The organism is Ensifer sesbaniae (assembly GCF_013283665.1).
In the GTDB taxonomy this organism is placed as follows: Bacteria; Pseudomonadota; Alphaproteobacteria; order Rhizobiales; family Rhizobiaceae; genus Ensifer; species Ensifer sesbaniae.
Map to the genome: position 1 here is coordinate 17576 of NZ_JABEKU010000002.1, position 24594 is coordinate 42169.

Here is a 24594-nt window from a genome sequence, read left to right on the forward strand (position 1 = left end):
AGTTCGTTGGGGTCTTGAGCAAGCTATTTTGTTTGTTATCACTTAAATCACAGTGTTGCCGTGATAAGTGTGACACAATAATGGTGGAGTGCTCAAGATAATCGTATTCGGGGGGAGTAAAGGGGGCCGGAAATTGCTTCAAAATTTGAAGCAATTTTTGAATATTGTAGTAATGCTTAGTTGGAGAGAGGGATGAATCAAAAGATTCTCTATCCGTTCGCAGATTTTGGCGGCGCTGTTGCCATCCGCCCCGGGGATGACGCAGTTGGTAGTGCCTCTGAACACGAAAATATTGGCCAGGAGAGTGAAGCCTCCGTGGTCACGTATTTCGAGCTGGCGCGGATGATGGAGCGAGCAAGCAGACGCTTTACCGGCCTGTTGCGCGCCGAACTGACAAAGCTCGGCGTCGACGACATTGGCCCGGCGCAAGCCATGGTTCTGCTCGCGATCGGCGATGCCGAAGTGTCCGTGGCTGAGCTTTTGGATCGCGGCCACTATGTCGGTTCCAACGTTTCCTACTATCTGAAGCAGCTCGGCGATGGGGAATATATCGATCGGGCCGCATCGCAGCGCGACCGGCGTTCGGCGCGCATCCGGCTTTCGGAGAAGGGCAGGCAGCTCTGCGATTCGCTCCGTAAAGCTGCCGGCGCCTATGAGCGGGTGCTCAGTCATGGCGAGCAGGACCGGCGCAATCTCGAAACCGCATTTCAAACGCTGCACCGGCTTGAGCTGGTTTGGGGGAATGCAACGCGCTACGGCATCTAAGCCGCGGCGCGAACGCTGTCCTTTCATCGGCAAAAGGCTAGGAACATGCACGTAGCATTTGTACACCGGCGCGGCTTCTGCCAGTTCGCCGCTCTCGCGGCCCATTTGGCGCAGACGGGAAACGAGGTAACCCTCGTGACGGAAACCGTGGACCAGCGGATTCCGTCCACCAGGGTCATCCGCCACAGGGCCGAGCCGGGCCCGCAGGCCAATGCGCAAATGGCAAGGCATCTGGGCGTCCCGGACCATCACGTCCGGATAGGTCACCGGGTCGCAGAGACCTTCGAGGCGATGGCGAAGCAGGGCCAGGTGCCTGATGTTATCGTCGGGCACACCGGCTGGGGCAGCATGATGTTCGTCAAGGACGTGCTGCCGAACGTTCCAGCACTCGGTTATTGCGAATTCTTCTATCGCGCCGAGGGGGCGGACATCGGTTTTGCCCCCGGCGACCAGCCCGATTCGGACACGCGAAAGCGGCTGCGCCTGCGCAACATGGCGCAGCTTCTGTCGCTGGAAGCAATCGATGGTGGCATCAGCCCCACCCATTGGCAAAGAAGCCTCTATCCGGCCGAGCATCGCGGACGCATCGCCGTCTGCCATGAGGGAGTGGATACGCGCGTCTTCCGCCCGGATGCATCAGCCTCCCTCAAGCTTCCGGATGGGCGGGTGCTGAAGGCCGGCGACCCGCCGATCGTCACCTTCGTCGCCCGTGATCTCGAACCTTATCGCGGTTTTCCACAGGCGCTTGCCGCGGCTGCGAAAGTCGCGCGGGAACACCCCGATGCGCTCTTCGTGTTCGTCGGGGGCGACGGCGTCAGCTACGGCGCTCCTCCACCGGGCGGAAGCTCCTGGAAGGATTATCTCCTCCAGTCCCTGGATGTGCCGGCCGACAGGTTCCTGTTTCCTGGCACAGTACCGCATGCCGTGTTGCGGCAACTCTTCCAGATTTCTGCGGCTCACATCTACCTGACCTATCCCTTTGTCCTTTCCTGGTCGGTGCTGGAGGCCATGGCCTGCGGCGCACTGGTCATTGGGTCGGATACCGCCCCCATTAAGGAAGTGGTGAGTTCCGGTCGCAACGGCATGCTCGTGCCGTTCTTCGATACGGACGCGCTCGCGAGTGTCGTATCCGAAGCGTTGCGGCATCCGGAAAAGTATACCGAGATGCGTGCGGCCGCCCGTCGGACGATCGAGCAGCGCTTCCGGCTGGGTGATTGCATCGCCCGACAGATGATGTTGCTGGATAAGGCAACGGGCAATGCATCGCCCTCTAATATTTCACTGGTTTCATCTGCATAATACTTCAAAATCCGAAGTATTATTTCATGAGAAACACAAATATCACTTATTGTGCACTGCAAATAACCTTGGTATGATTTTCGTAGAAGCTTGAATTCGCCGACTTATTTCGTCTCGGCGAATTCAACTTCAGAGGGAAGTTTCTCAATTTTGAAGGTGGCGCGTGCAAGAGTTGATGTCTTCTGGCGTGAGGTATTCGCAGGCGAAGCGAAAGCTGGTGGTGGCATCGGATCACGACAGGGCGAGTGTCGAGGGGAGCGGCATCGAGCATCTGGTCCATTTCCTTCCTGCGGGGGATCGGGGGAAAACCACTCTCGAAAACGTATTCCCGCTGATCGGGCTCGCCTTCTCGAAAGAGGGGGAGGAGGACCTTACGGAGCGGCTCGTCTCCTTGCGTGCGCTGGGCACCGTACCAGAATTCCCGGTCAAGCGGTTGAGTGCACACGCGGCGACGGAAAGCGCAGCCCTCATCCAGGCGCTCGTCGATGGCGGTGTCGGGCGTCTTGCGCGATTTTCGAGTGCAATTACCTCGGAACTCGCGCTGTTGCGCCGCGAGCGCGAAACGCTGCTCGAAAACTACCGTGCGCTCGAAGATGCCTTCCAGGCCCGCAACTGGGAGCCGGTCACCGAGGTCTTTGCGCACGATCCCTATGTCGATCCCAAGGATGAGGGGATCGGCCATCTGATTGCCAATGCCTTCGTCGAACAACTCTTGCCGGTTTCCAGCCATGGCGTGGCCGGCATTGCGCTTCATTTCAATTCGGTCCCACGTGACGGCGGCGAACTGGTCGTTGTCCTGAGCTATGTTGAAAGCGGCGAAGGTGTCGCCGAATGGTCCGTGCCGTTTTCGCAACTGGTGCCAACGTGGAATTTCTTCGCCCTGCCGCGCACCTGCGGGGGCGGTGCCAGAACGCTGCGGGTGAGGGTGTCGACTACCGGCTCGGAAATCATCGGCCTTTCACTCGGCTATCCCATTGCCAGTGAGCATTACACGGCACGCTCTGAAACGCGCCATGCCGATCTCGATCTGCGTCCGCTCGCATTCCGCATCTATACGGGTCTTCCCGGCGTCAAGCCGGCACGCATGCCCAACATGATCGCGCCAACGGCGTTGCTCGACGGCCACTTCATCGAGGACTACCGGCTGTCGGTGGATCTCTTGAGCCAGATCGTCGATGTCTCCGTCACGCCGGTGGTTCCGGAGTTCCAGACGGTACGCTTCCTCGAGCACGAACACGCGGTGGTCTGCCATCCGCTGCCGAGTGGCGTGTCGGCGGGCGCCATTGGCCGCGCGGTGGAGCCCGGAACCATATCGTTTTCCGCAAGCGCCATCGTCGATCATCCAAAGGGCGCCCCTGCCGCCGTCAGCTTCCTGCTTGCGCCCGCCAATTCGAACGCGCGCTCGGAAGTGGCCGAACTCGCCCGCAAGGGTTCCGCCAAGCCTTCGGCCTTCTTCAGTGGCTGGCGCGAGGTGACGAACCAACAGCCGATCAACATCAATTTCCAACTGGACGAGCCGGTGCGCCAGCCCATGGATCTGATGATCCTCAGCCGTGCGGTCACCGACTCCGTCGATTTTTCCTGGCTCAAGGTGTCGGGCTTCCGGATGGTGAAGCAATCGGGTGGTGCGTCTCATGTCCAGCAATAGCGATCCCCGCGACCTTATCGCGATTGCCATGCCGCTTTACGGGCACGCGGCACTGGCGCTCGAGGCAATCGAATCCGCATTGGCTTCGGTGCTTTCAGATTGCCGGATCGCCATCGTCGTCTCCGTCGACGGCGATCCGCGGCACGAAACCTTCGATCAGTTGCTGTTGTTTTCTGCAGCTCATCCCGACATCCATGTGGTCTTTGGCCGCAATGCGGGGCCGGGTGGCGCGCGCAATCGGGCCATCGACTATGTGCTCGAAAACCTGTCCGAAGCGAAGGCTGTCTATTTTCTCGATGCCGACAACCGGATTTTGCCGGGCACGATCGAAACCCTTTACCGGCAACTGCGTGAGAGCGGCGCCGGCTGGGTCTACACCAACATCGATACCTTCTCGGTTAGCTGGCGAGCGCACTACGGCAACCACTATTCCAGACTGGTTCACTGCATCACCGACAACATCTGTGACACCGGCTCGATGATCTCCATCGATGTCTTCCGGGAGGGTGTTCGTTTCAACGACGACCGGCAGAACGGTTTCGAAGACTGGGAATTCTGGCTTTCCTGTGTCGAGCACGGATTCGTTGGTACGCCCTGCCACGAGACGACCTTCGAATACCGGCTGCGCGCGGAAAGCCGCTTCAAGGAAGCCAACCGCGACCGTGCGATGTCCGTCAGCTTCCTCAGAAAGCGTCACAGGGCGCTCTTCCAGCGGCCGATGCTCGTCGACTTCGAACACGAGGAATGCCCGCGCTATCTCTTCGCCCGCACCGAAGACGCGGCAATCTCATTCTTCACCGACCCGACCAAGCAGCCGAAGCGGCTGCGCCTCGATGACATCATTCCGGCCTTCTGGGCAAACACAGGCGAACCGGACAACGTGCACTTTCCGCCCTTCGTGATGGCTGGCAGCGGCGCGACGATCGATCTGCTCCTGCGCTCGCGCATGTTGCCGAACGTGCTGTGCCATCTCGAGCGCCTGAGCGAAAAGGCCAACGTCGTCTTCGTCCATCTCGGCAACGACGCAACTCAGCGCAAGATCGAGCCGACCTTCCGCGATGCCGGAACCGAGCATGTCGGCCAGCCGGATCTCATCTTCATTTCGACGGCGCTTCTGCGCGACGTCATCCGCAACAACGCGCTCGACTGGTTCGCCTCGATCGGCAGCCAGCAGGTCTGGCCGACGTCGGCGGTTCTCAATGTGCGGTTCCCGTTCCCGCGGGCTCTGCCGCGCCGGACGCTGATCACGCCGCAACAGGTGATGATCAACTGCGTCAACGCAATCGCCACGAGCCCGCTGCGTCGCACGGCCGGCCGCCGCTGGACCTGGCGGCCGCCACGCCTCATGCCCTATTCCGATCTGCACAAGGCCTTGCGCACCGAAATCGGCGGTTCGCCGGTGCTGCCGCTCGGGCACAGCGAAGCCGGAAAGAAGACGGCGGCTCTGCTCGTGCCGAACGCCTCCTTCGGCGGTGCTGAGAAAGTGATCTATGCTGCCTCCCGCGAACTGCGCGCCGCCGGCTACGAGACGCATCTGTTCGTGCTCGGCACCAGCCGAATGGACGTGATCGACGAATTCGATGCGAGCTTCGACTACGTTCATTTCTGGGATCAGGGCATTCCGGCCTGGGGCGGCTCCGGTTCCTTCCTTGGACAGGACTTCATTGCTGAACATCATGAGGTCGACTGGGGCGCACTGAAGGGCCAGCTTTCGGGCTTCGACCTCGTCATCAACAACCACGTCATGGCGATGCACCCGCTGATCGCCCGCCTGCGTTCCGAAGGCACGCGCACGGCCTGCTATCTGCACGTCGTCGACAACACGCCGTTCAAGCGCCCGGCCGGGCAGCCTTTCGCAGCGATCGCGCATGAGCATTGCTATGACGCGTTCCTGACCTGCTCGGAACAGCTGAAGTTCTATCTGCATAGCTTCGGCGTGCCGCTTGAGAAGATCTTTGCGGTTCCGAACGGCGCGAGCTTCTCGGTCCCGCCCAAGGTGCTTGCGGAGGTGCTGCAGGTGCGGCGGATCGAACGCAAGGACGATCGGTTGCGGCTGCTTTACATGGGCCGCCTCGACCAGCAGAAGGGCATCGACCGGCTTGCCGCGACGATTGCGGAACTGCGCGCAGCTCATGTGCCGTTCGACGCGCGCGCAATCGGCGGCGAGATCCTGGCCGACGCCAGCTTCTCTTGGACGGACCGGCTCAAGGAGCTTGGCGTTGACGTCCGTCCGCCGGTCTTTGCCAGCCGGGATCTCATCAAGGCGCTCGGCTGGGCCGACGTGCTGGTCATGCCGTCGCGCTGGGAAGGTGCGCCCTTGATGATCGCGGAAGCACAGCAGCTTGGCTGCGTTCCGATCGCGACCGCCGTCGGTGCGGTGGACGAGCTCATCGTCGATCGCGAGGACGGTATCCTGATCGACGCTCCTTCCGATCCGCAGGTGGTCCGAGACATGGTCAAGGCAATCACCGAGGTTGCCCGCGACCGCAACCTGCTTGCCCCCATCATGGAAGGCTGCCTCAGAACGGCGGCGCGACGCGCCTGGCCCAATTCCTTCGCGGAATTCCTTAGCTGGTGCGACGGCGCCGTGAGCAATTCATCTCTTTCGCGCGCCAAGGTCATCCGTGCGCGTGAGACAACCAATACCGGCGTCGCAGCAGCAGTTTGAGCGCGCCGGGCGACTATTCAACTAGAAGGGACATACGCATGCGTCCAAGAATCCTCCTGACGGGAATTCCTGGTCATTACACGCGCCTCGCCAATGGCGCGAATGGCCTGTCGGTTTCCTATTCGGAACGGCAAAAGCAGCCCGAATCCAAGGACGAGTTTCTTCAGGAGCTTCGCAACATCAGCAACACCGGTAACTATCTGATCGGTGAGGGGGCCTTGCGCGCCATCGCACCGCACGCCAAGCAGATTCCGTTCTGGCACCTCTATAATTGCCACAAGAACGGCACCGGTTTCGAAGAGTTCAACAACAACTTCGATATTTGCGTCTTCACCTGCGCGAACCTCTTGCGCAAGGGACTTTCCGCGGATGCGGAGGCTGATGTTCTGAGCAAGCTCAAAATGCCGATCGTCATGCTCGGCATCGGCCACCAGAACCGCAAGGATCTCGAAACCGGCCTGCCGGAAGGAACGAGGCGGCTGCTCGAGGTCCTGAAGGACCGTGAACATTATTTCCTGACGCGCGGCTATGAAACGGCCGGCTACCTGAAGGACCAGGGCTTCAAGTTCGTTCGGCCGACTGGTTGCCCCTCGGTCTACTTCGCGCCGAACAACATGCGCGCGTCGATGCGTAAGCTGCCGAACGTCAAGATCGGCCAGGCAAAGACCATCTTCTCGGGCTATCTCGGCGCCAATCACGATTGCATTGTCGATGCCCTTGCATTGAACCCCGAGGGCGCGAAGCCGCAATATGTCATTCAGGACGAGTTCCTGCACTTCGACATGAAGGTCGAGCCGGATGCCGATGGCAGGGTTTTCGACTCCTGCTCGGGCAAGATGCTCGGCGATCTCACTTTTCCGGGCGCCGACCGCCAGAAGGTGCCGTTCGACGTGCGCACCTTCTTCGACACCAACCAGTGGCGCGCCTGGGCCTCACACATGGACTTCAACTTCGGCCGGCGGTTCCACGGCTCGATCATCGCCATGCAGGCGGGCGTTCCCAGCCTGATGGTAGCGGTCGACGACCGCATGCGCGAAATGCTGGGCTTTACCGGTCTGCCGGCGGTCGAAGTCCAAGACCTCGAAAAGGCGGAAAACCGCGCGCAGTTCGTTGCCGACCATCTGGCCGGTCTGAACGCGTCGGAACTGGTTGACCGCTACTCCGACCGCGAACGCAACTTCCGCACGGTGCTGCGCGAGATCGGCATCGGCCAGTAAATCGCAGCGCCTCGGGTGCGTTCGCACCCGAGGCATGAATGCGATCGATTTAATAATGTTCGGGCGGAAAGAGGAAGATCGCGCATACGTCTCCTCATTCCGCCCGCGCTCTTCGTCAACTCTGTCGGTCAGTCCACAACTCAGGTGTATCGATGCGTATCCTGCTCACCGGAATTCCTTCTTATCTCCAGCGTACCGTCTCGCGCGTTTCCGGTGCGACGGTTCATCACAAGCCCTACTTCGACGACATCCGAAGCAAGAAGGAACTGATCGACCAGGTTAAAAAGATCGCCAACACCGGCAACTACCTGATCGGCGAGGGGGCAGCTTACGCCCTGCGCGGCCATGATGTGACCTATGTGCCCTTTTGGCACCTGGCCAACAGCCGCGGAGCCAACGATGTCTATGAGGCGCTGAACAAGGAATTCGACATGTGCGTGTTCGCCTCGGCGAACCTCTTGCGTCCGGGATATTCAGCCGATCTCGAAGCCGATGTCTTTGAGAAACTGAAGATGCCTGTGCTGGTGATGGGCATCGGCATCCAGAAGCGTGAGGGGCTCAAGGAGAACCTGCCGGCCGGCACATTGCGTTTCCTCGAGGTGTTGAAGCAGAAGGAAAGCTTCTTTCTGACTCGCGGCTATTTCACCGCGGAGTTCCTCAGGGCCGAAGGTATGAAGTTCGTCAAGCCGACTGGCTGCCCGTCGCTCTTCTTCGCGCCGAACGAGATGCGGCGCTCGCTGACGTCTCTTGCCAATGCGGACCTGGCATCGGCACAGAAACTCGCTCTCGGCGGCTATCTCGGCAGCGTCGCCGACACGATCGTCGATGCCCATGCGCTCCTAAAGCCGGACAGTGTCGCAAGCTACGTCGTCCAGGACGAGGTTGTCGCCTATAACCTGACCCTTCCCGTCGACGACAACGCCCCGGTCTACGACCGCTCAAGCGGACGCATCACCGGCAAGACCGAGTACAAGCATCAGGAAAAATGGCAGAGGCAGAACGAGCTCCTGGTGTTCTTCGACACCAACCAGTGGCGCGCCTGGTCGTCGTCCCGCGACCTCTGCATCGGCCGGCGGTTCCACGGTTGCGTCATCGGCATGCAGGCGGGCACGCCGTCGCTGATGATCGCCGTCGACGACCGCATGCGGGAGATGCTCGAATTCATCGGCTTCCCCTACATCGAAGCCGGCGTGTGGAACCGTGAAGGTGACAAGCGCACCCATCTTGCCAACTTCCTGTCCAAGATCGACGCGCAGGCCGTCACCGAGCGGTACTCGGCTTGCGAAGCGAACTTCCAAAGTGCGCTTAAACAGGTTGGGATCTGATCGCCATATGACGAGGGCAGCGCCATGGGCGCTGCTCCTTGCCGCCCAGATTTCCTTGGCGGCGATCGTCTGCGCGCCTGTGGCGTTGGCCGACGACGCGGCGTTTGCGCACTACGGGGTCAATCGCCTCAACCTCGCCTGGCTCGATCCCCGCGAACAGGAGCGCGTGCTCAAGGAGATCGCCGAAAGCGGCGCCACGCATGTGCGTCTTTCCCTGTCTCGGCCAGTCGACAGAAGCATCGAGGCCGTCGCCATAGCCAGCCGGCTGGGCCTGCGCATCCTGCTCGAAATCCAGCTTTCGAACACAAGCTATTATGGGGATGCGGTTCGACCCCGCAGCGGTCAGCGGCGGATCTGGGACATCAACCGCCTGTCCGATCTGGATCTCGATCGATATCGCGTAGGCCTTCGCGAAGCGCTCATGCGCCTCGATGCTCTCGGTGTTCGCCTCGACGCGGTGGAGCCTGGAAACGAGATCAACCTTGCCGGCTACAACGGCGACCTTGCCGTCTATCCAAAACCCGGTCAGCCAACGCCGCGAACCCTCGCCGATCTCAAGGATCGCGCAGCGTTTGAAGAAGGTCTGGACCGCTATATTGAGGTGCTAAAGATCACGCGGGACGAGGTGCGCAAAAGTGAAAAGAGCAGCGCCGCCGCCATCGTCTCGGCCGGTCTTTCCGACATGGGTGCCAGGGAAGCCGACCGACAAGGCATGGAGCGGCTCGATCCGGCTGAGGTGATAACACTTCTGCGGGCCCGGGGAATGGACCAGCTTGTCGATGCTTATGGCATCCACATCTACCCCGCCCGCAAGGATCCGAGCGCGATCAGATCCGTCGTCACCAGGCTCCTCGATTTCTGCAAGCCATCCGAGAGCAGCCGGCCATGCTGGGTGACGGAATGGGGAATCGCCAACACGGCGCGTACCTGTCCCGTCGATGATCGTGAGCGTATGGGCGCGATGGCCGCCATGCGCATGGTCTTTTCCGACTTCGCGAAGGCAAAGCGACTGGATGCGGCCTATTACTACGACTGGGACACGCAGCAATCCTATCGTCTGTGGCGCTGTGGTTCGCTAAGTCCGGCGGGTGCCATGGCGATCGCGCCGGAAACAGTCGATCCTCGTTAGCTGGAGGGTGCCCCCACGGCAGGCGCCAACCTTGTCAGTCAGCGGCGTGCCGCACGGCTCGATGCGGGCTCCAGGCCCTTGCCGCGATAGGTGACCGGGATGCCGAGCTCCTCATGGGTCCGTGCCAGTGTCTCGAGCCAGCTCGCCAGCTCTTCCGGCACCTTCTCCTCTCCGGTCTCCATCGCCTCTATCCATGCCAGGTTGCAATGGAGGGCGCTCGCCAGATTGATCGGCGTCCAACGAAGAACAAGAAGGCATTGGGTGAAACGGGCGGGGGTCATCGGTCGTGCTCAAGGTTGCGTTGTGGAATGGATGAAGCAGGCTTTACACGCAGAAATAAGTCAAGGTGATGACTTGTCGCGCCCAAAAGCCCTGATCTTTTCGTGAGTTAGAATTGATTGATAAATATCGAGGCGAAATGCATCAATCTGCGGAATTTCCCGCTGAGCCTCGCTGAGTCGAATTGACGAAAATCGCTCTTGCTTGAGGTGCGGGGTCGTAGACTACGGTTACGACCAGCATGTAACGCCTGACGGAAGGCTCTTCGAGATTCCGCTTCACGTCCCCTTTGCAAACTATCTCCTGGTTTGACGATGACCCACTGATCCGGCGGCCGGAAGCTGTCGTCGCCGGCAACCCCACCCAATCGCCGCCACCTCGCCAGACCCAATTTGCGACCTCCGGAGGTAGTTGGTGTAGGACTGCTCCATTGGATGGCTTTCCCGCACATGGAATTTCGCGAACGGTCGAATTTTCTCTTTAAATTGGTCACCCTATCACTTTAAATTGGACGAAAAATGAACTAAAAATAGTCGGATGAAGACCGGCCTCCTAGCAAAATCTTACGTCGATCGAAAAGCACGATCCGTTGTAGAAACGGCACTGGCGGACACGCGTGTGGTCCTCATATCAGGCCCGCGTCAGGCGGGCAAAACAACGCTTGCGCGTCAGTTCTCGGATGCCAATCGTCCCTACATCACGCTCGACGACGCGGGCACACTGAACGCCGCGAGGTCCGATCCGACGGGGTTCATTCGTGGCATCGACCGTGCTGTTATCGACGAGGTGCAGCGTGCGCCCGACCTGATGCTTGCCATCAAAGAGAGTGTCGACCGTTACGAAGATCCCGGCCGTTTCCTGCTGACTGGATCTGCCAACCTTGCAACTGTGCCAGCCATCGCCGATTCCCTCGCCGGGCGAATGGCCGTGGTTTCACTGCTTCCATTTGCACAATCCGAACTCCACTCTACGCCCGGTCAAATGCTCGATGCCCTCTTCGCTGGCGATGAGCCGACGACCCGCAGCGAGGTCGTGTTCGGCGAAGAATTGATGAACGTCGTCTTGAAGGGTGGGTACCCGGAAGTTCTACGTCGATCGACACCTGCCCGCCGAACTGCATGGCTCGAGGACTATGTGTCTCTCATTCTCGATCGTGACGTGCGGGATATCGCCAACATAGACCAGCTCGACCGTTTGCCAAGATTGCTTAACGTTCTTGCCGAACATTCCGGGCAATTGGTCAACCACAGCAGCTTTGGGGCGGCGCTCGGATTATCTAGTGTTACAGCGCAGAAATATGTGGCAATACTTGAGCGCCTCTTTCTGGTGCGCACTATCGCCCCTTGGTCGAATAATCGCCTCAGCCGGCTCGTGAAGACCCCCAAGCTCCACTTCGTTGATACCGGTCTTCTCGCAAGTTTGCGAGACGACGACCTGGAAACGCTGCGGCGGGACAAAACCAGGTTTGGTGCACTTTTGGAGAGCTTTGTGGTTTCCGAACTTCTGAAACTCGCTTCCTGGTCGGATCGTCGCTTCTCCTTCTCGCATTACCGGACCAAGGACCAGGATGAGGTGGATGTGGTGATCGAGGACAGACGAGGGCGTATCATTGGAATTGAAGTGAAGGCGTCGGCGACGGTCAAATCGGAGGACTTCAAAGGATTGAGGCAACTGCAGGAGGCGGTCGGAGATCGTTTTGTCCGTGGTCTAGTGCTTCACGACCATGATCGTGTAACTGCGTTTGGAGAGAAGTTGCACGCCGCTCCGCTATCGATCCTCTGGTCGATGTAGAATGACAAAACCGTCGGGCGGCGCGATGACGCCACGGCGCGGTCCGGTTCAGGAGACGGGGAGGCGACGAAAGTCTTCCTCACAGGGCGTGAGAAGTTTAACCATTAAGCTGGCACGCGGTTCTCGGCGCTCCGAGGCCATCAAAGCACGTAGTAACGCTTCGCCCCGATGCGATCCGCGCATTTTTCCGGTGTGTCCGTGGAGCCACGGTCATCCTCGCCCACACGCCGGCGGGCTTGACGACGGCGATAGCCGCGCTGGCGCAAACCGCTTCCATCCTCGGCGGCATCGTCTTCAGGCAAGGCGAGGGAAGTCCCGCCCGGCTTAGACAATCTAAATCAAGCGGCCTCGCGCGCAGCCTGCGAAATTGTCTCATGAATGAAATAGCTCCGACGTCGCCGAGCTGCCGCCTTTTCCTATCCGCAATTGACTCAGCGCTGAATTGCGCAATGCGGCAATCGAGCAGGGGCGCAGCGAACTCATCTCGATACAGGCCGGACAGGGCGCGTCGCTGATCCACCGGCGTGGCGCACCGGAGCTTATGGGCGACTTGACCGGTGAGATGGCCGGTTACTGGGGCGGATGGCCTCCAATAAAGAGGCGCATGAGGCGCCGGCCGAGGTCTAGAACCGCCTACATGTTCGTCTGGGCGTTCGGCAGCCTGGCGATGGGCGCAATGGGCTATGATCTCGTCACGGCCGCATCCGCCGTTGCCACCGCACTCTCGAATGTCGGCGCCGGGCTTGGGCCGATCATCGGACCGGCCGGCAATTTTTCGGCCTTGTCGGATCCGACACTTTATCTGCTGTCGGTCATGATGCTGCTCGGCCGTCTGGAAATCCTGACGGTGCTCGTCGTCCTGACGCCGCTGTTCTGGAAGGATTGAGCTCAGCGCCTATCGGTCGCACACCGCGGGATTCTTCATCCCAAAAAGAAACCTCGGACCGTCTCCAATCCGAGGTTTCTTTTACTGCCAGGCGAGGGAGGTCGTCAGGCCGCCTCGGTCCTGCGATAGGTTCCGGCGTTTTCGACGTAATATTTCTCGAAACGATGGCGATAGTGCTCGGGCCCACCGAAGTCGCTGTACTTCGCCAACTCGTTCATATCCGTCTTGTTGAGGATCACGCCAAGGATCTTGCCATTGATCTGCGGTTCGGAGTTGAGCAGGTCACGCACCAGACGCGACGGCGTGCGCCCCCATTCGGCGACGTAGATGAAGCCATCGGCGAGCGGTGAAAATGCCTTGGCATCGACCACCGGAGCGAGCGCCGCGAGGTCGACAACCACGTAGTCGAACGATTTGCGGGCATTGTCGATGAGTTCGGCCATCGCCGGGGACGCGAGCAGTTCGTGACTGTCATAGGGCTCGCTCTTTGCGCCTGCTTGCCCGCCAACCGGGAAGATCGCCAGTTTTGTCTTCTGGTCGATCTTGATGCCGGCGGGCCAGGTGGATTCGCCGATCAACGCCTCGACGAGGCCGGTCTTCGGCGGCGGGTTGATCATCTGGCTGAGACCCGGCTTGCGGATGTCGGCGTCGATCAACAAGGTCTTCTTGCCGCTCGCCGCGAGCAGTGCGGCAAAGTTCGCCGCGATGATCGACTTGCCCTCGTCCGGAACGGCCGAAACGATACCGATCACGCGCGAGCCGTTGCCATGCAGCATCCGGTCGCAGGCGAGCTTGGCGTTGCGGAAGGTCTCGGCGAAAGAGGAGCGCGGGGCGTCGAGCACGATGCGACTGACGCGCTCGAATGGCACTGCCGCCTGTGTGGTCGGCAGGGGCGTCTTGCCCTTCATCAAGTGCGCACGAACCCGGTCCGTCGTGGTCGGTTGACGCGGGCCGATCAGCGGAACGTAGCCGAAAGACCTGTGTCCGAGGATGGAGCGCACGTCGCTTTCCAGCCGGAAGGTCCGCTCGCGGAACTCCTGGAACGCGGCAAAGGCACCGCCGGCCATCATGCCGAGCACAGCCGAAAGCGCCAGAACCAGTGTCTTCTTCGGGCTTGAGGGCGCGGTCGGAACGCCAGCCGCGGAGATGACCCGAGCCTTGGCGATCGGGAAGGAGCGCTGCTGCGAGGCCTGTTCATAGCGATTGAGATAGGTCTCGTAGAGGGTCTTCAACGCTGCAGCCTTCTGCTCAAGCTCGCGCAGATGCACGAGCGACAGGTTCGCATCCGAATTGCGACCGGTAGTGCCTTCGATGTTCTCTCGCAAGGAAGCCTCGCGCGAGCGCGCAACCTCGTATTCGTTGCGGTAACTTGCGGTCAGTTGCTGCAGCTCTTGGAAGATCTGACGGCCGATATCGGACCTTTCCTTGCGCAGCGATACCGCCTGGGGATGATCGGCGCCGAAGCTCTGCGTCACTTCCTGTTCGCGTTTGCTGACGGCGAGGTAGCGCGTGCGCAGCTCCCGGATGACGGAGTTGTCGCCCTCCTTGGCGGAAATCGTCGCATTCTTGACCGCGGTTTCCGGTCCCTGGTCGACGATTGCCTGGAACTGCTTGAAGCGCGCGGAAGCGCTTGCCGTGTCGGCTTGAGCGATGATGAGCTGGCTGTTGAGATCTGCCAGCTGCTGTTCGGACATGAGTTCGCCGCGAGCGAGCGTCAGACCATTCTCGCTGCGATATTTCTCGACCTCGAGCGAAGCGGCCTGGGAGCGTTGCCTCAGATCTGCAAGGCGCTCCTGCAGCCACACGGAGGCGCGTTCCGTCGCTTCGAAATTGGCGTTCAGCTGATCGTTAAGATAAGCGTCCGCATAGCCGCGCACGATTGCCGCGGCGAGTTGTGGATCGCTGGAGCCGTAGGCGAGCGAAATGACGGAGCTTCTGTTGACGCGTTCGACGGCCAGTCCCTGCTGGATGAGCGCGGCCGCCTTCTGTCGCCGGCCATTGCGCGCTGCTTCTTCCGAGATCTCGGACCCAAAAAACGAAAAGATGCCGGTTACGGATCTCAGCCAGTCCTTGACGACGCCAAAGGGCGAGCGTGGCGGATTGAGAACCGTATCGTTGTCGTCGAGGTTCATCTTGTCGACGACCCGCAAGGCGAGTTCGCCGGATTTCAGGATCTCGACGGCGCTCGCCATCTGCGTGTCGAGCAACTGGCTGTTCTGCGGTGTTGCCTCCTCCTCGGCGTATTTCGACAGGTTCTCGTCGAGCAGGATCTGCGTCATCGACGTATAGAACGGTGTCGTGAAAACGAGATAGACCGCGCCAAGTGCCAGGAAAAGCACGACGAACGCGCCAACCAGCCTGGCACGGCGGACGATGACCGAGAAGAGCCGGTCAAGGTCGATGAACCTGTCGGGTTCCTCCATTTCCCGCGGCACAACGCTGTTGAAGGGGAGACTTCTTTGGTTCATTGGGTCGCTCTGTCCGTTTCCCTTTTGGTCCGACGATCTGGCGCCCCTTCTGAAAGAGGCGCCAAACAGCTTTATGCCGCGCGGATGCGGCCTTCGTGAGACAGGACCATGTCCTTGACCGAGGCATAGACCAAGTCGCCGAGGTCCGAACGCGCGAGCGCGAAGGCAACATTGGCGGCGATGAAGCCTTCCTTGGAACCGCAGTCGAAGGTGCGCCCCTCATAGGGATGGGCGTGAAAGGCTTGATTTTGCGAGAGTTTCAGCATCCCGTCGGTCAACTGGATTTCGTTGCCGGCACCGCGCTGCTGGTGCGCGAGAATGTCGAAGATCTCGGGCTGAAGAATGTAGCGGCCGTTCAGATAAAAATTCGACGGTGCTTCGCCGGCACGCGGTTTTTCGACCATTTTCGTGACTTCGAAGCCGTAGGGAACCGCAGCGCCCTTGCCGACAATGCCATATTTCGACGCCTCTTCCGGGGCGCATTGTTCGACGCCAACGACGTTGCCCCCGGTCTGGCGATAGAGATCGATGAGACCAGCCATGCAGCCGCGCGCGCCGTGACACAGCATATCCGGCAGAAGCAGCGCGAAGGGCTCATCGCCGATCAAGTCACGCGCACACCAGACGGCATGGCCGAGACCGAGCGGTGCCTGCTGGCGTGTGAAGCTGACGGAGCCAGCCCGTGGCAGCATCTCTTCCAGCTCGGAAATCTGGGCATTCTTGCCGGAACGGGTCAGCGACGAGATGAGCTCCGGCGTATCGTCGAAGTGGTCCTCGATTGCCTGCTTGTTGCGGCTGGTAACGAAAACGATGTGCTCTATTCCCGCCTGGCGGGCTTCATCGACCGCATATTGCACGACCGGACGATCGACGATCGTCAGCATCTCCTTGGGGATCGCCTTTGTCGCGGGGAGGAACCGCGTTCCATTGCCGGCGACCGGAATCACAGCTTTCCTGACGGTCCTGATACGGTCCATAGCTTTATCCTTTGCGTACGTGGGGGCTATTGCCCGAGGTGGATCGTTCAGCCGCCACCGTCGGTGTGGCGGACTTCAATCGCGCGAGCGGCGCAAGCAAGCGGCGCAGCCGCACGGCGATCGGCATCCTGAGATGCCGAAGCGCGCGGGGGTCGGAGAAGGCCACCTGTGCGGCCCCCACCAACGATCTGGATTTCAGATGATCGACGAGGCGCAGGAAAGCGTGCGCCTCGCGCAGGCTCCTGTCGCGGCGACGCTGCATTGTCATCGCTCTAGGATCGATCGCGTGTTTTGCCAGGAAGTCCCTGTCGGCCGCAATCATCGCCTCGATATGGCGAAGTTCGAGGACGCGAGAGATCGAACCCTCGCGAATATGGTAGCAATAGCCGGCCGAGGGATCGACGACGCAGCGCCCACCGCAAGCAAGTGCGGACGCCAGCAGGATGTAGTCTTCTCCGATCCGGATGGATTCCTCGAAGCGCAGACCATGCTCGTTCAGAAAACGCCGCTCGAAGATCGGCTTCATATAGCCAAAATTATAGGTGGAGCGGAAAAGCACATTGGATTGAATGAAGGCCGCAAGCGTCAGCACCCGGTGGTGTTCGAGCAAGGCTTCGGGAAACATGCGCTCGACGCGCCCATCGAGGTTTGCAACATCGATGTTGTCGACAGCAATCTCAGCGCCGGTGGTCGACGCCAAATCGATCATGCGGGACAGCCGATTGGCGGTGATGGTGTCGTCCGCATCGAGAATGGCGATCCAGTTGCCGCGTGCGGCGTCAAGCCCGGCATTGCGCGCTCCCCCCGGCCCACGGTTTTTTGAAAGCCGCAGCAGTCTTACGCGGGGATCTGCGATCTCTTCGACCACGGCTGAGGTGTCGTCGGTGGAGCAATCGTCGACGACGATTACTTCCAGGTCGACGTCTTCCTGGGCGAGCGCGCTCAAAATGGCGCGGCGGATCGTGTCAGCGGCGTTATAGGCCGCGACGACAAAACTGACCTCTGGTGGGGAAAGCGTCATCAGGCGGTCGCGGCCCCGTATTGCTGGAGTTCACGTACGCCGAGAAGGCCGCTGACGACACCCGCATGCATGATGGCGCGCAAGGCGTAGCGCGAACGGGCGACCGGCGATCCGAGAAGGAGGAGGCTTGCTGCAGCGCAATAGCCGGATTTGGCCATCGCCCGGGCGATTTCCACCACCTGCCTTGCGGGTTGGCCCGGCTCACTCAACAGGCGCCCGTGGGTCTGGCCGGAGCGGAAGCGGCGCTTGGCAAGCCAGGCAAGGCGTGCCCGCTTTTCCGGAACCGGCTCGAAAACCAGCGCTTCCGGGGCATAGGCGAGACGCCCGCCTGCCGCATGCATATGGCGGAAGAACTCCGTGTCCTCGCCGCCGGTCCGCCCGAGCGCCAGGTTGAACCGCCTTCCGGAAAGGACCGGCCGGGTGAGATCGAGCAGGACATTGCAGGTGTAGCCCGTGCGGATTTCGCCATTGACCCATACGGGGCGGGTCGAATGAAAGTCGCCCCGGCGCATCCAGTTCGGCGCGGACAACGCGTATTCGGCGTGAACCGGGCCGAGCACGACATCGGCGCCGGTCGCAAACGCCGTGTCGAGCAATTGCACGAGCCACGTTCTCGACACCGTCTCGTCGTCGTCGACGAAGGCGAGATAGTGGCCGGTGCTGTTGTCGAGGCAGGCATTGCGGGCGATCGAAATGTTCGACGCCGGGCAATGTACGTAGAGTATCTCGAAAGGCATGGTCGGGCGCATCTGGTTGACCAATGCCTCGGCACTCGGCGTCGTGTCGTTGTCGGCGACGATGACGCGGATGTCGAAATCGGCCGGCACCGTGATGAGTGCCAGCGAATGCAGCGTTTCCGCAAGCTCCGGACGGCGGAAGGTGCAGACCGCAATATCGATCCGCTTTCTGGCGATCGTTCCGGTCATGGCACCATCTTTCGGTTTCGGGAGGTGAGCAGTTCGCGCCAGAAGCCGGCCGACCAGGCGAAATGCATGACCATGGCCGAAAGGGCCGCAAGCGGGCCGTAGGGGTTCCTTTGGCCAAGTGCCATCCACATGCCGTAGCCGATGCAGGCGGCAGCCCAGAGCCCGACCGGCACGACGGCGAGCCAGTTGATGACGGCGAGCAGAGCGCCGATCGCTACCGGCGCTACAGCAAGCGGTAGGAGCTGCCGCAGGCTCGGCCAGGCGCGGTGCTTCAGGACATTGCGCGCGCGCCCGCGTCCATAGGCGAAGTATTGGCGAAAGAGCGGGCCGACCTTGGCACGCGGATAGTAGACCATGTTCGTCCGGTCGGTCATCCAGATGCGGTAGCCCGCCTGACGGAAGCGGTAGTCGAACTCCGCATCTTCGTTGTGGCTGAAGATTTCGTCATAGCCGCCGATCGCCTGGAAGGCGCAGATCCGCATCAATGCGTGGTGCCCGTGATCGGCCCAGTGGCTCGTCGCCCCAAGTCGATGCTTGGCGCCGCCATTGCCGAGCTTGGAATTCTGCGCGTAGGCCGTCGCCTTCTGGAAGGGCGTGAAGCCGACCGTCTGCATCGCGACGACAACCGAGTCCGCACCGGTCTCAAGCGCCTCTTCGACAAGGCGCTCGCAGTAGTCCTCAGGATAGGTCCCGTGCGCATCGATCCGGATCAGATAACCGAAGGACGCTCCATATTCGGCGACGGCCAGATTGATCGCCGCACTCTGAATGCGCTTGGGATTGTCGAGGGCAAGGACCGATGCGTCCGCCGCAGCGAGGCGGGCAGCAATCTCGCGCGTGCCATCCGTGCTGCCGCCGTCGACGATCAGAATGGCGCCGTTGAGACGTGCCGCCGACGGTCGCAACGCCTCAACCAGGCCCTCGATGTGCTCGGCCTCGTTGAGGCAGGGAATGACGATAAGGGTTCGTGTCGAAGCCAGCGTGTTGTTGCTCATGACAATCCGCCTTCGTTCTGGGGCGTTGGGGCGAGTTTCGGTGCAATCCGCGGCGGAGCCGCCGATGTCGCCGCCGAAAGGCAACGGACCAGGTTTTCACAGTCGCTGCGATTGAAGATCCAGGTGTCGGCCGCACAAGCCGCGATCCGGTCGGATGCCTCGGCGTAACGTTCGGGGTCGACCGAGCCGAGGAGGGCGGCGAGAGCGTCGGGCTCGGCTTCATCGAGCAGCACGCCGAGGCCGCGGATCGCAAGGAACCTTGCCGTCTCGGTACCACGCAGCGCAATCGGCACACGGCCGAAGCGGCAGCCCTCGTAGAGCCGGTTCGGCAACAGCCATTTCGAGTTCTGGCCTTCCTCGAAGAAATCGATCGCCCAGGTGAAGTGCACGTCGGAATAGATTGCGCCCAGTTCTTCCGGGCTGCGGTAGGGCCCGTGGAACTTAATGAACGGCTCATTTCGGACGAAGCCGTCGAAGTCGTCGAACTCCGAATGGGCGGGCCGACCACGCAGAACGATCTCGAAGCGGCCTTCCATCCTGCGGGAAAAGGCCGACAGCAGTGCCAACGACTTGCGGCAGCGCAATGCTCCAAACCAGCCGATCCGCCACGGTCCGTCCCGTGGCGGCGTTGCTGCCGGAACGAGCGGCCGCGCCATGGTTTCGTCGAGCTCGAGCACCTTGTTTTCCAGCATCATGGTTGGCGCCGAGATGCCGGAAAGCGGGCGGAAATAGTGCTCGATGAAGGCCGGAGAACTGGTGATCAGCAGTCGTGCATCCCGACCGAGAAACGCCTCGCTCGCCCGCAACGTCTTGCCGGCGATGTCGCGGCGCAAAAGCAGCCGGTGAATATCGAGACATTCGTAGACGATCGGCACGTCGCCGCCAAAAACACTGACAGCCTTCCTGGCGATCGCCAACATGTCGAGATTGCGCGCAATTATCAAATCCGGGCGTTCGACAGTGTGTAGTGCCTGCCTGAGCGTAAGGCAGCTCCTGGCAATCGCACCGATCCTTTGGACGAAACGGCCGTCATGCGTTGTCCCGAGCTCAATGGGCTCGATGCCCTCGATCGCCGCCAGTGGGTTGGCGTCACGCCGGAACCCGGCAAGCTTGACCTTTGCGCCCCCGGCAAGAAGCATCAGGACGCGCCGGCGGACGGCGGGATCGGCAAGATCCTGTGCGAAATAAAGTACCTGCAGCATTTGCACCCGGTTTTCTGCTCGGCTGTCGCCGAGCATGGTTTAGAACGTTGCACGTCGCGGTTTGAACGCGTCGCCTATGAATGCTGTTCCTCGCCTCCGCCTAGTTCGTTCGGCAGACGACAGACTCGGCAAACTGGCATTTGTCTCCCGGTGCGGTGAACGCGATCCGATCGATCTGCATTGTCGTAGGCCCCTTGTAGGAGAAGATGCCCATCCAATCCGAAAGCGTGTCGCTTCCCCAGAGGCTGAAGAAAATCTTCTGCGGGTTGGTGGGGATCTTCGCGGGGTCGGTGACTTCGTGGACCAGTTCGCCATTGACGTAGTAGCGGATCCGCTCCTTTTCCCAGACAAAGGCGTAATCGTTGAAACCCTGGTTGGCGCCGCCGGGCACGTCGACAAGCTTTTCGTTGCCGCCCTTGGCGGAGACATATTGGTTGATCTGAACCTTTGCGGAGTTCTTGCCGAGGACTTCGAAATCGATCTCGTCATGCGGCTTCTTGTCGGCCGGGCCGATATACGTGAAGAAAGCCGAGTTCAGCCCGGAACCATCGGCCGTCTTGATGCGGGCCTCGTAGGTGCCGTAGCCGAAGCGCTTGCGTGTCTGGATTTCGCCGCAGACGTAGTTGCGCTTGCTAAGCTTTCCTTCGGCAAAGGAGAGTTCCGCAATGCCGTTCTCAACCTTCACCTGCTTCTTGGACCAGGTGCAGTTCTGGTGTGCCCCGTTGTTCCAGCCGTCTGAGACGTACCAGATGCCGGTGTCGAGCGTATCGAAGTTGTCGATGAAGGACGTTGCCTCTCCAATGCCTGCGGCGCTTGCCGGGCCGGCAAGGCCAATGGCGACAAGGCTCAAAAGGGCAAGGCGGTGAGGTCCGGAAGATCTCATGGTCAGGTCCTTTGCTGTGGTGAGAGTTCGGCGTGCGCTTCCGCCGGCCGCGCCCTCGCGCCTCGCGTCGCTCCCGCTCGACTGCCGGTCAGGATTGCGGTCAGGTTCGGAAGCCAAAGCCCGGCGAGGCCGTAGGCGGCGACAAGGATGGCGATCGTGATGAACGGAACCGTGTAGTAGAAGGCCGGGTAATATCCGAAACCGGTGCGGTTCCAGATCATCCAGAAGAGAACCAGCAGCGGATAGTGCGCACAGAAGATCCAGAAGCTGAGCCCGCCGCCGCGCGCCAGCGACGCCCCGCAGCCCGTGCGGACCAGGAACGCGGAAACCGCCCAGGAACCGAGGATGCCGGACAAGGCCGTCAGGCTGCGCAGCATGTCGACCCAGACAGGGAAGTCCGGTCCGTAAGGGTAGAGCAGGAGCGAAAGCAGCACAGAGGCGCCAAGAACGGTGATGGCGATTGGCCAGGCAAAGCGATCGAGACTGCGAACGTCGACGCGATGCAGGCTCATGTAGATGCCGGCGCTGAAACCAAAGAGGATCGACTTCTTCAGGAAGATCCCGTTTGGCAATGGCAGCACGACATAGGCGAACAGCAGGGCGAGCGTTTGCATCGGATAGCGTTTGATCAGCCACGCCAGGACCGGCGAAAGCACGATGCAAAGCAGCAGATCCCTGAGGAAGTAGAGTGGCACGTTGATCGGCAGACCCTGGAGGGCCACGGCGAGGTTCACCCATTCCCGTGCGCTTGCACCCACGACATCCGGCAGGTAGCCGAAGCTGATACCCTTGCTTTGCGCAACGAAGGCGAGCGCAAGAAAAGCTATGTTCCAAAGCAGGAAGGGCAACAGAACGGTTCTTGCCTTTGTCTTCAGCGTCTTGCCGTAATCGAAATTGTCGAGGCCACGCCGGAACAGGAGATAGCCGGAGATCGCGCTGAGGCACGGGACACCGACACGAAAAAGGCTGTCGCCGAGGAAGACGCGCAGCCAATCGAGCACACCATAGGTGCCAACATACGGGCTCGTCGCCGGATCATGCGGCACGTGCACGAAGACGATGCCGGAGATCAGTACGATGCGCATCAGATTGATCCGCGACGAGATGTTCGCGTTCACATCCACGATGTCCGTCACCCCTATCTGCCAGCGCCATTTGCAGGCGACCGTTTCAACAGAGCAGACCAGAGCCCGCATTTCACTGTGCTAAAGGTAGGCTTGGGCGCGGATCAAAATATGGCGCCGCAGCAAACGAATCGGTCGCAGTTTGTTGCAATGCAGCATGGCGCGCTCCCCGGTTTCTAGGAAAATGTGCCTATCGGAGCGGCGGTGACGAGGAAAAAAGCCTATGCCCTCGGCGTTTACAGAATATTATCAGATGCTTATTTGGTCGATACTTTCACTTGCATAATTCGTGCTGAGACGCGGTAAAATTGTGCATTTTTTCTCTTCTGTCAGGCGAAAAAGGACCTGTGTGAGCGTGCGCCAAACCGAAATGCGGCGAGGGTGAGGCAGTTTCCAGCCCTTCAATCGGTTATTCCGCCGCCGCGGGCGCGGTCGGCTCGACATCGCGTTTGCGGATCATGCCGTAGAGTTTCAGCAACAATGGACGCTCTACCAGGAACATCAGCACGAGATAGATCAGTCCGCCGACCGCGGCTCCGATAACCACCTGCACGACCGCGTTCTGGACCATCGCACCATAGAAATCCAGCAACAGCCTGACGGCAACCGCCATCACGAAAGCGGCGATCATCGGCCTGATCGAGACCAGGAAGCTGCGCAGGAAGGGTAGGCGGTCGGCCCGGAATACCACCCAGGAATAGCCGACCAGCGTTGCCAGGTTGACGACGCAGAGCGCAATCATCGCGTCCACGAGCGAGCCGCCGATCGCCCCATACGCGACCGCCGCCGTCGTCACGACGGCGCGGATCACCGCCCACCAGAAGAGGACGGTCCCCTGGCCGATCCCTTTCAGGTAGGGAATGTAGGTGCTGCAGGGCGTCAAAAGTCCCTTTGACAGCGCAAGCAATCCAAGGGCCGGCCAGGCTGCCGCCCATTGCTGGCCAAAAAGGACCAGCATTGCGGGTTCGGCGAGCGCCCAAAGGCCAAACATCATCGGCGCGAGCAGTATGGTGGTGACCTGCGTGCTCAGCATCAGCGCTTGTGACCGCCGTTGACGATCTTCGCCCATATGGCTGAAGGCTGGAAAGAGCACGCCCATGACCGCCGAAAGCACGATCTGGTTGGGAATGCTGGAGAAACGGTTTGCCGCCGAATAGGCTCCGGCGTCCGAAAGGCCGAGGTACCGGCTGACCACCACCATCGGCGATTGGAAAGTGACGAAATTGGCCATTTCCGACCCCATCATGCCGAAACTGAATCGGCTGAGCGTAAGAACGCGGCGCGGGGAGAAGACCAATCGGGGCACATAGCCGGATACGGTATAAAGGCCGGCAAGGCGGATGAATGCGGAGACGAAAAGCTGCGCCAGCAGGGACCAGACGCCGAAGCCAAGAAGGGCTGCTCCGACGGCAACAAGCGCCCCGACGGTTTCGGAGATCATGGTCCAGACCGCGTCCTTGCTGAAATTCATCCTGCGGGCAAGGAGCGAATAGGCGACGTCTCCGCCAAGCTGCAGCGGGATTAGCAGGCTCATGATCCGGAGCAGGTGACCCGCCTCGGGCGCCCCGAGCAGGCCTGCGAGCGGATCGGCGAAGGCGAAAAGCGCAAGCGCCATCAGAAGCGCGACCGCGAGATTGGCCCAGAAAGCGGAGTGGATGAGCTCCATGTCTTCATCGCGCTGAATGATCAGCGCGGAGGCGAGACCAGCACCGCCGATCATCGCCAGAAACTGCACGACAGTGAGCGCAACAGCCACCGTTCCGAACTCTTCCGGAGTGAGGATCCGCGCCAGAATCGGCACCGTGACAAACTTCAGCCCGAAAGTACCTGTCTTTGAAAGGACGCTCCAGCCGACATTCCGTGTCACGGACTTGGCATTTACGGTTGAGGGCATAGCGAGCATCCTATGATGCCTTTGAAGGATTCCCGACAAAGGACTAGGGCTAAATATAAGGCCGCGACCCGGTGGGAGGAGACCACGCAAGACTCTT

At 60.7% G+C, this 24594-nt stretch carries 18 protein-coding genes and 1 pseudogene; 9 read left to right on the forward strand and 10 right to left on the reverse strand.

The features are described 5' to 3' along the window. Window positions 1–192 precede the first annotated feature (192 nt). The 7 genes from BHMPCIPO_RS18020 to BHMPCIPO_RS18050 all read left to right on the forward strand — a co-directional run bounded on the left by BHMPCIPO_RS18020 (window position 193) and on the right by BHMPCIPO_RS18050 (window position 10051). On the forward strand, window positions 193–765 hold the full coding sequence (locus tag BHMPCIPO_RS18020; RefSeq protein WP_173520084.1) for a MarR family transcriptional regulator: 573 nt from the start codon (window positions 193–195) through the stop codon (window positions 763–765). Between the two features lie 45 nt (window positions 766–810). Beyond that, the gene (locus BHMPCIPO_RS18025; protein ID WP_173518234.1) at window positions 811–2064 is read left to right on the forward strand and encodes a glycosyltransferase family 4 protein; all 1254 of its coding nucleotides are present in this window, start codon (window positions 811–813) and stop codon (window positions 2062–2064) included. 175 nt (window positions 2065–2239) lie between these two features. Next, window positions 2240–3712: a DUF6212 domain-containing protein gene (locus tag BHMPCIPO_RS18030; protein WP_173518235.1), complete on the forward strand. Its 1473-nt coding sequence runs from the start codon at window positions 2240–2242 to the stop codon at window positions 3710–3712. Beyond that, window positions 3699–6380: a glycosyltransferase gene (locus BHMPCIPO_RS18035; RefSeq protein WP_173518236.1), complete on the forward strand. Its 2682-nt coding sequence runs from the start codon at window positions 3699–3701 to the stop codon at window positions 6378–6380. The genes BHMPCIPO_RS18030 and BHMPCIPO_RS18035 overlap by 14 nt, the downstream gene beginning before the upstream one ends. Window positions 6381–6418: 38 nt before the next feature. Further along, window positions 6419–7597 carry a polysaccharide pyruvyl transferase family protein gene (locus BHMPCIPO_RS18040; RefSeq protein WP_173518237.1) on the forward strand — a complete coding sequence of 393 codons (1179 nt, stop codon included), beginning with the start codon at window positions 6419–6421 and terminating at the stop codon, window positions 7595–7597. Window positions 7598–7749: 152 nt separating this feature from the next. Next, on the forward strand, window positions 7750–8922 hold the full coding sequence (locus tag BHMPCIPO_RS18045; RefSeq protein WP_173518238.1) for a galactoglucan pyruvyltransferase: 1173 nt from the start codon (window positions 7750–7752) through the stop codon (window positions 8920–8922). A gap of 31 nt (window positions 8923–8953) precedes the next feature. Then, a complete protein-coding gene (locus tag BHMPCIPO_RS18050) occupies window positions 8954–10051 on the forward strand; it encodes a glycoside hydrolase (RefSeq protein WP_173520085.1) in 1098 nt (365 codons plus the stop codon). Between the two features lie 38 nt (window positions 10052–10089). Here the strand turns inward: BHMPCIPO_RS18050 and BHMPCIPO_RS18055 are convergent, their stop codons facing one another. Beyond that, entirely contained in the window at window positions 10090–10332 is a 243-nt protein-coding gene (locus tag BHMPCIPO_RS18055) for a hypothetical protein (protein WP_173518239.1), read from the reverse strand. 535 nt (window positions 10333–10867) lie between these two features. On the opposite strand from BHMPCIPO_RS18055, the gene BHMPCIPO_RS18060 reads away from it, so the two are divergent. Both BHMPCIPO_RS18060 and BHMPCIPO_RS18065 read left to right on the forward strand, forming a co-directional pair. Next, window positions 10868–12121 (forward strand): ATP-binding protein, encoded by a 1254-nt coding sequence (locus tag BHMPCIPO_RS18060; protein ID WP_173518240.1) that lies wholly within the window; start codon window positions 10868–10870, stop codon window positions 12119–12121. A 634-nt stretch (window positions 12122–12755) separates the two neighbouring features. Further along, window positions 12756–13007: pseudogene (locus BHMPCIPO_RS18065) on the forward strand (TrkH family potassium uptake protein); the annotation flags it as partial. Window positions 13008–13111: 104 nt separating this feature from the next. On the opposite strand, the gene BHMPCIPO_RS18070 reads toward BHMPCIPO_RS18065, so the two are convergent. From BHMPCIPO_RS18070 to BHMPCIPO_RS18110, 9 genes are all read right to left on the reverse strand, one after another. Next, window positions 13112–15475 (reverse strand): polysaccharide biosynthesis tyrosine autokinase, encoded by a 2364-nt coding sequence (locus tag BHMPCIPO_RS18070; RefSeq protein ID WP_173518241.1) that lies wholly within the window; start codon window positions 15473–15475, stop codon window positions 13112–13114. A gap of 71 nt (window positions 15476–15546) precedes the next feature. Beyond that, window positions 15547–16452 (reverse strand): UTP--glucose-1-phosphate uridylyltransferase, encoded by a 906-nt coding sequence (locus tag BHMPCIPO_RS18075; RefSeq protein WP_173518242.1) that lies wholly within the window; start codon window positions 16450–16452, stop codon window positions 15547–15549. 4 nt (window positions 16453–16456) lie between these two features. Next, on the reverse strand, window positions 16457–17473 hold the full coding sequence (locus BHMPCIPO_RS18080) for a glycosyltransferase family 2 protein (RefSeq protein ID WP_173518243.1): 1017 nt from the start codon (window positions 17471–17473) through the stop codon (window positions 16457–16459). Further along, window positions 17473–18399 (reverse strand): glycosyltransferase family 2 protein, encoded by a 927-nt coding sequence (locus BHMPCIPO_RS18085; RefSeq protein WP_173518244.1) that lies wholly within the window; start codon window positions 18397–18399, stop codon window positions 17473–17475. Before BHMPCIPO_RS18085 ends, BHMPCIPO_RS18080 begins: the two co-directional genes overlap by 1 nt. Beyond that, on the reverse strand, window positions 18396–19394 hold the full coding sequence (locus BHMPCIPO_RS18090) for a glycosyltransferase family 2 protein (RefSeq protein ID WP_173518245.1): 999 nt from the start codon (window positions 19392–19394) through the stop codon (window positions 18396–18398). Before BHMPCIPO_RS18090 ends, BHMPCIPO_RS18085 begins: the two co-directional genes overlap by 4 nt. Continuing rightward, complete coding sequence (locus BHMPCIPO_RS18095; RefSeq protein WP_173518246.1) at window positions 19391–20596, reverse strand: glycosyltransferase family protein; 1206 nt, start codon at window positions 20594–20596, stop codon at window positions 19391–19393. Before BHMPCIPO_RS18095 ends, BHMPCIPO_RS18090 begins: the two co-directional genes overlap by 4 nt. A 100-nt stretch (window positions 20597–20696) precedes the next feature. After that, on the reverse strand, window positions 20697–21479 hold the full coding sequence (gene exoK / locus BHMPCIPO_RS18100) for an endo-1,3-1,4-beta-glycanase ExoK (protein WP_173518247.1): 783 nt from the start codon (window positions 21477–21479) through the stop codon (window positions 20697–20699). Between the two features lie 2 nt (window positions 21480–21481). Further along, window positions 21482–22603 (reverse strand): acyltransferase family protein, encoded by a 1122-nt coding sequence (locus BHMPCIPO_RS18105; RefSeq protein ID WP_376741709.1) that lies wholly within the window; start codon window positions 22601–22603, stop codon window positions 21482–21484. 409 nt (window positions 22604–23012) lie between these two features. Beyond that, on the reverse strand, window positions 23013–24497 hold the full coding sequence (locus tag BHMPCIPO_RS18110) for a lipopolysaccharide biosynthesis protein (RefSeq protein ID WP_173518248.1): 1485 nt from the start codon (window positions 24495–24497) through the stop codon (window positions 23013–23015). Window positions 24498–24594: the final 97 nt, after the last annotated feature.

What these genes read in the sequence shown, in the direction of transcription:
- BHMPCIPO_RS18030 (WP_173518235.1), top strand. Translation starts at nt 2,240, where the DNA reads ATGTCTTCTGGCGTGAGGTATTCGCAGGCGAAGCGAAAGCTGGTGGTG.
- BHMPCIPO_RS18025 (WP_173518234.1), top strand. Translation starts at nt 811, where the DNA reads ATGCACGTAGCATTTGTACACCGGCGCGGCTTCTGCCAGTTCGCCGCT.
- BHMPCIPO_RS18020 (WP_173520084.1), top strand. Translation starts at nt 193, where the DNA reads ATGAATCAAAAGATTCTCTATCCGTTCGCAGATTTTGGCGGCGCTGTT.
- BHMPCIPO_RS18055 (WP_173518239.1), bottom strand. Translation starts at nt 10,332, where the DNA reads ATGACCCCCGCCCGTTTCACCCAATGCCTTCTTGTTCTTCGTTGGACG.
- BHMPCIPO_RS18040 (WP_173518237.1), top strand. Translation starts at nt 6,419, where the DNA reads ATGCGTCCAAGAATCCTCCTGACGGGAATTCCTGGTCATTACACGCGC.
- BHMPCIPO_RS18045 (WP_173518238.1), top strand. Translation starts at nt 7,750, where the DNA reads ATGCGTATCCTGCTCACCGGAATTCCTTCTTATCTCCAGCGTACCGTC.
- BHMPCIPO_RS18110 (WP_173518248.1), bottom strand. Translation starts at nt 24,497, where the DNA reads ATGCCCTCAACCGTAAATGCCAAGTCCGTGACACGGAATGTCGGCTGG.
- exoK (WP_173518247.1), bottom strand. Translation starts at nt 21,479, where the DNA reads ATGAGATCTTCCGGACCTCACCGCCTTGCCCTTTTGAGCCTTGTCGCC.
- BHMPCIPO_RS18060 (WP_173518240.1), top strand. Translation starts at nt 10,868, where the DNA reads ATGAAGACCGGCCTCCTAGCAAAATCTTACGTCGATCGAAAAGCACGA.
- BHMPCIPO_RS18090 (WP_173518245.1), bottom strand. Translation starts at nt 19,394, where the DNA reads ATGAGCAACAACACGCTGGCTTCGACACGAACCCTTATCGTCATTCCC.
- BHMPCIPO_RS18095 (WP_173518246.1), bottom strand. Translation starts at nt 20,596, where the DNA reads ATGCTGCAGGTACTTTATTTCGCACAGGATCTTGCCGATCCCGCCGTC.
- BHMPCIPO_RS18080 (WP_173518243.1), bottom strand. Translation starts at nt 17,473, where the DNA reads ATGACGCTTTCCCCACCAGAGGTCAGTTTTGTCGTCGCGGCCTATAAC.
- BHMPCIPO_RS18085 (WP_173518244.1), bottom strand. Translation starts at nt 18,399, where the DNA reads ATGACCGGAACGATCGCCAGAAAGCGGATCGATATTGCGGTCTGCACC.
- BHMPCIPO_RS18070 (WP_173518241.1), bottom strand. Translation starts at nt 15,475, where the DNA reads ATGAACCAAAGAAGTCTCCCCTTCAACAGCGTTGTGCCGCGGGAAATG.
- BHMPCIPO_RS18075 (WP_173518242.1), bottom strand. Translation starts at nt 16,452, where the DNA reads ATGGACCGTATCAGGACCGTCAGGAAAGCTGTGATTCCGGTCGCCGGC.
- BHMPCIPO_RS18035 (WP_173518236.1), top strand. Translation starts at nt 3,699, where the DNA reads ATGTCCAGCAATAGCGATCCCCGCGACCTTATCGCGATTGCCATGCCG.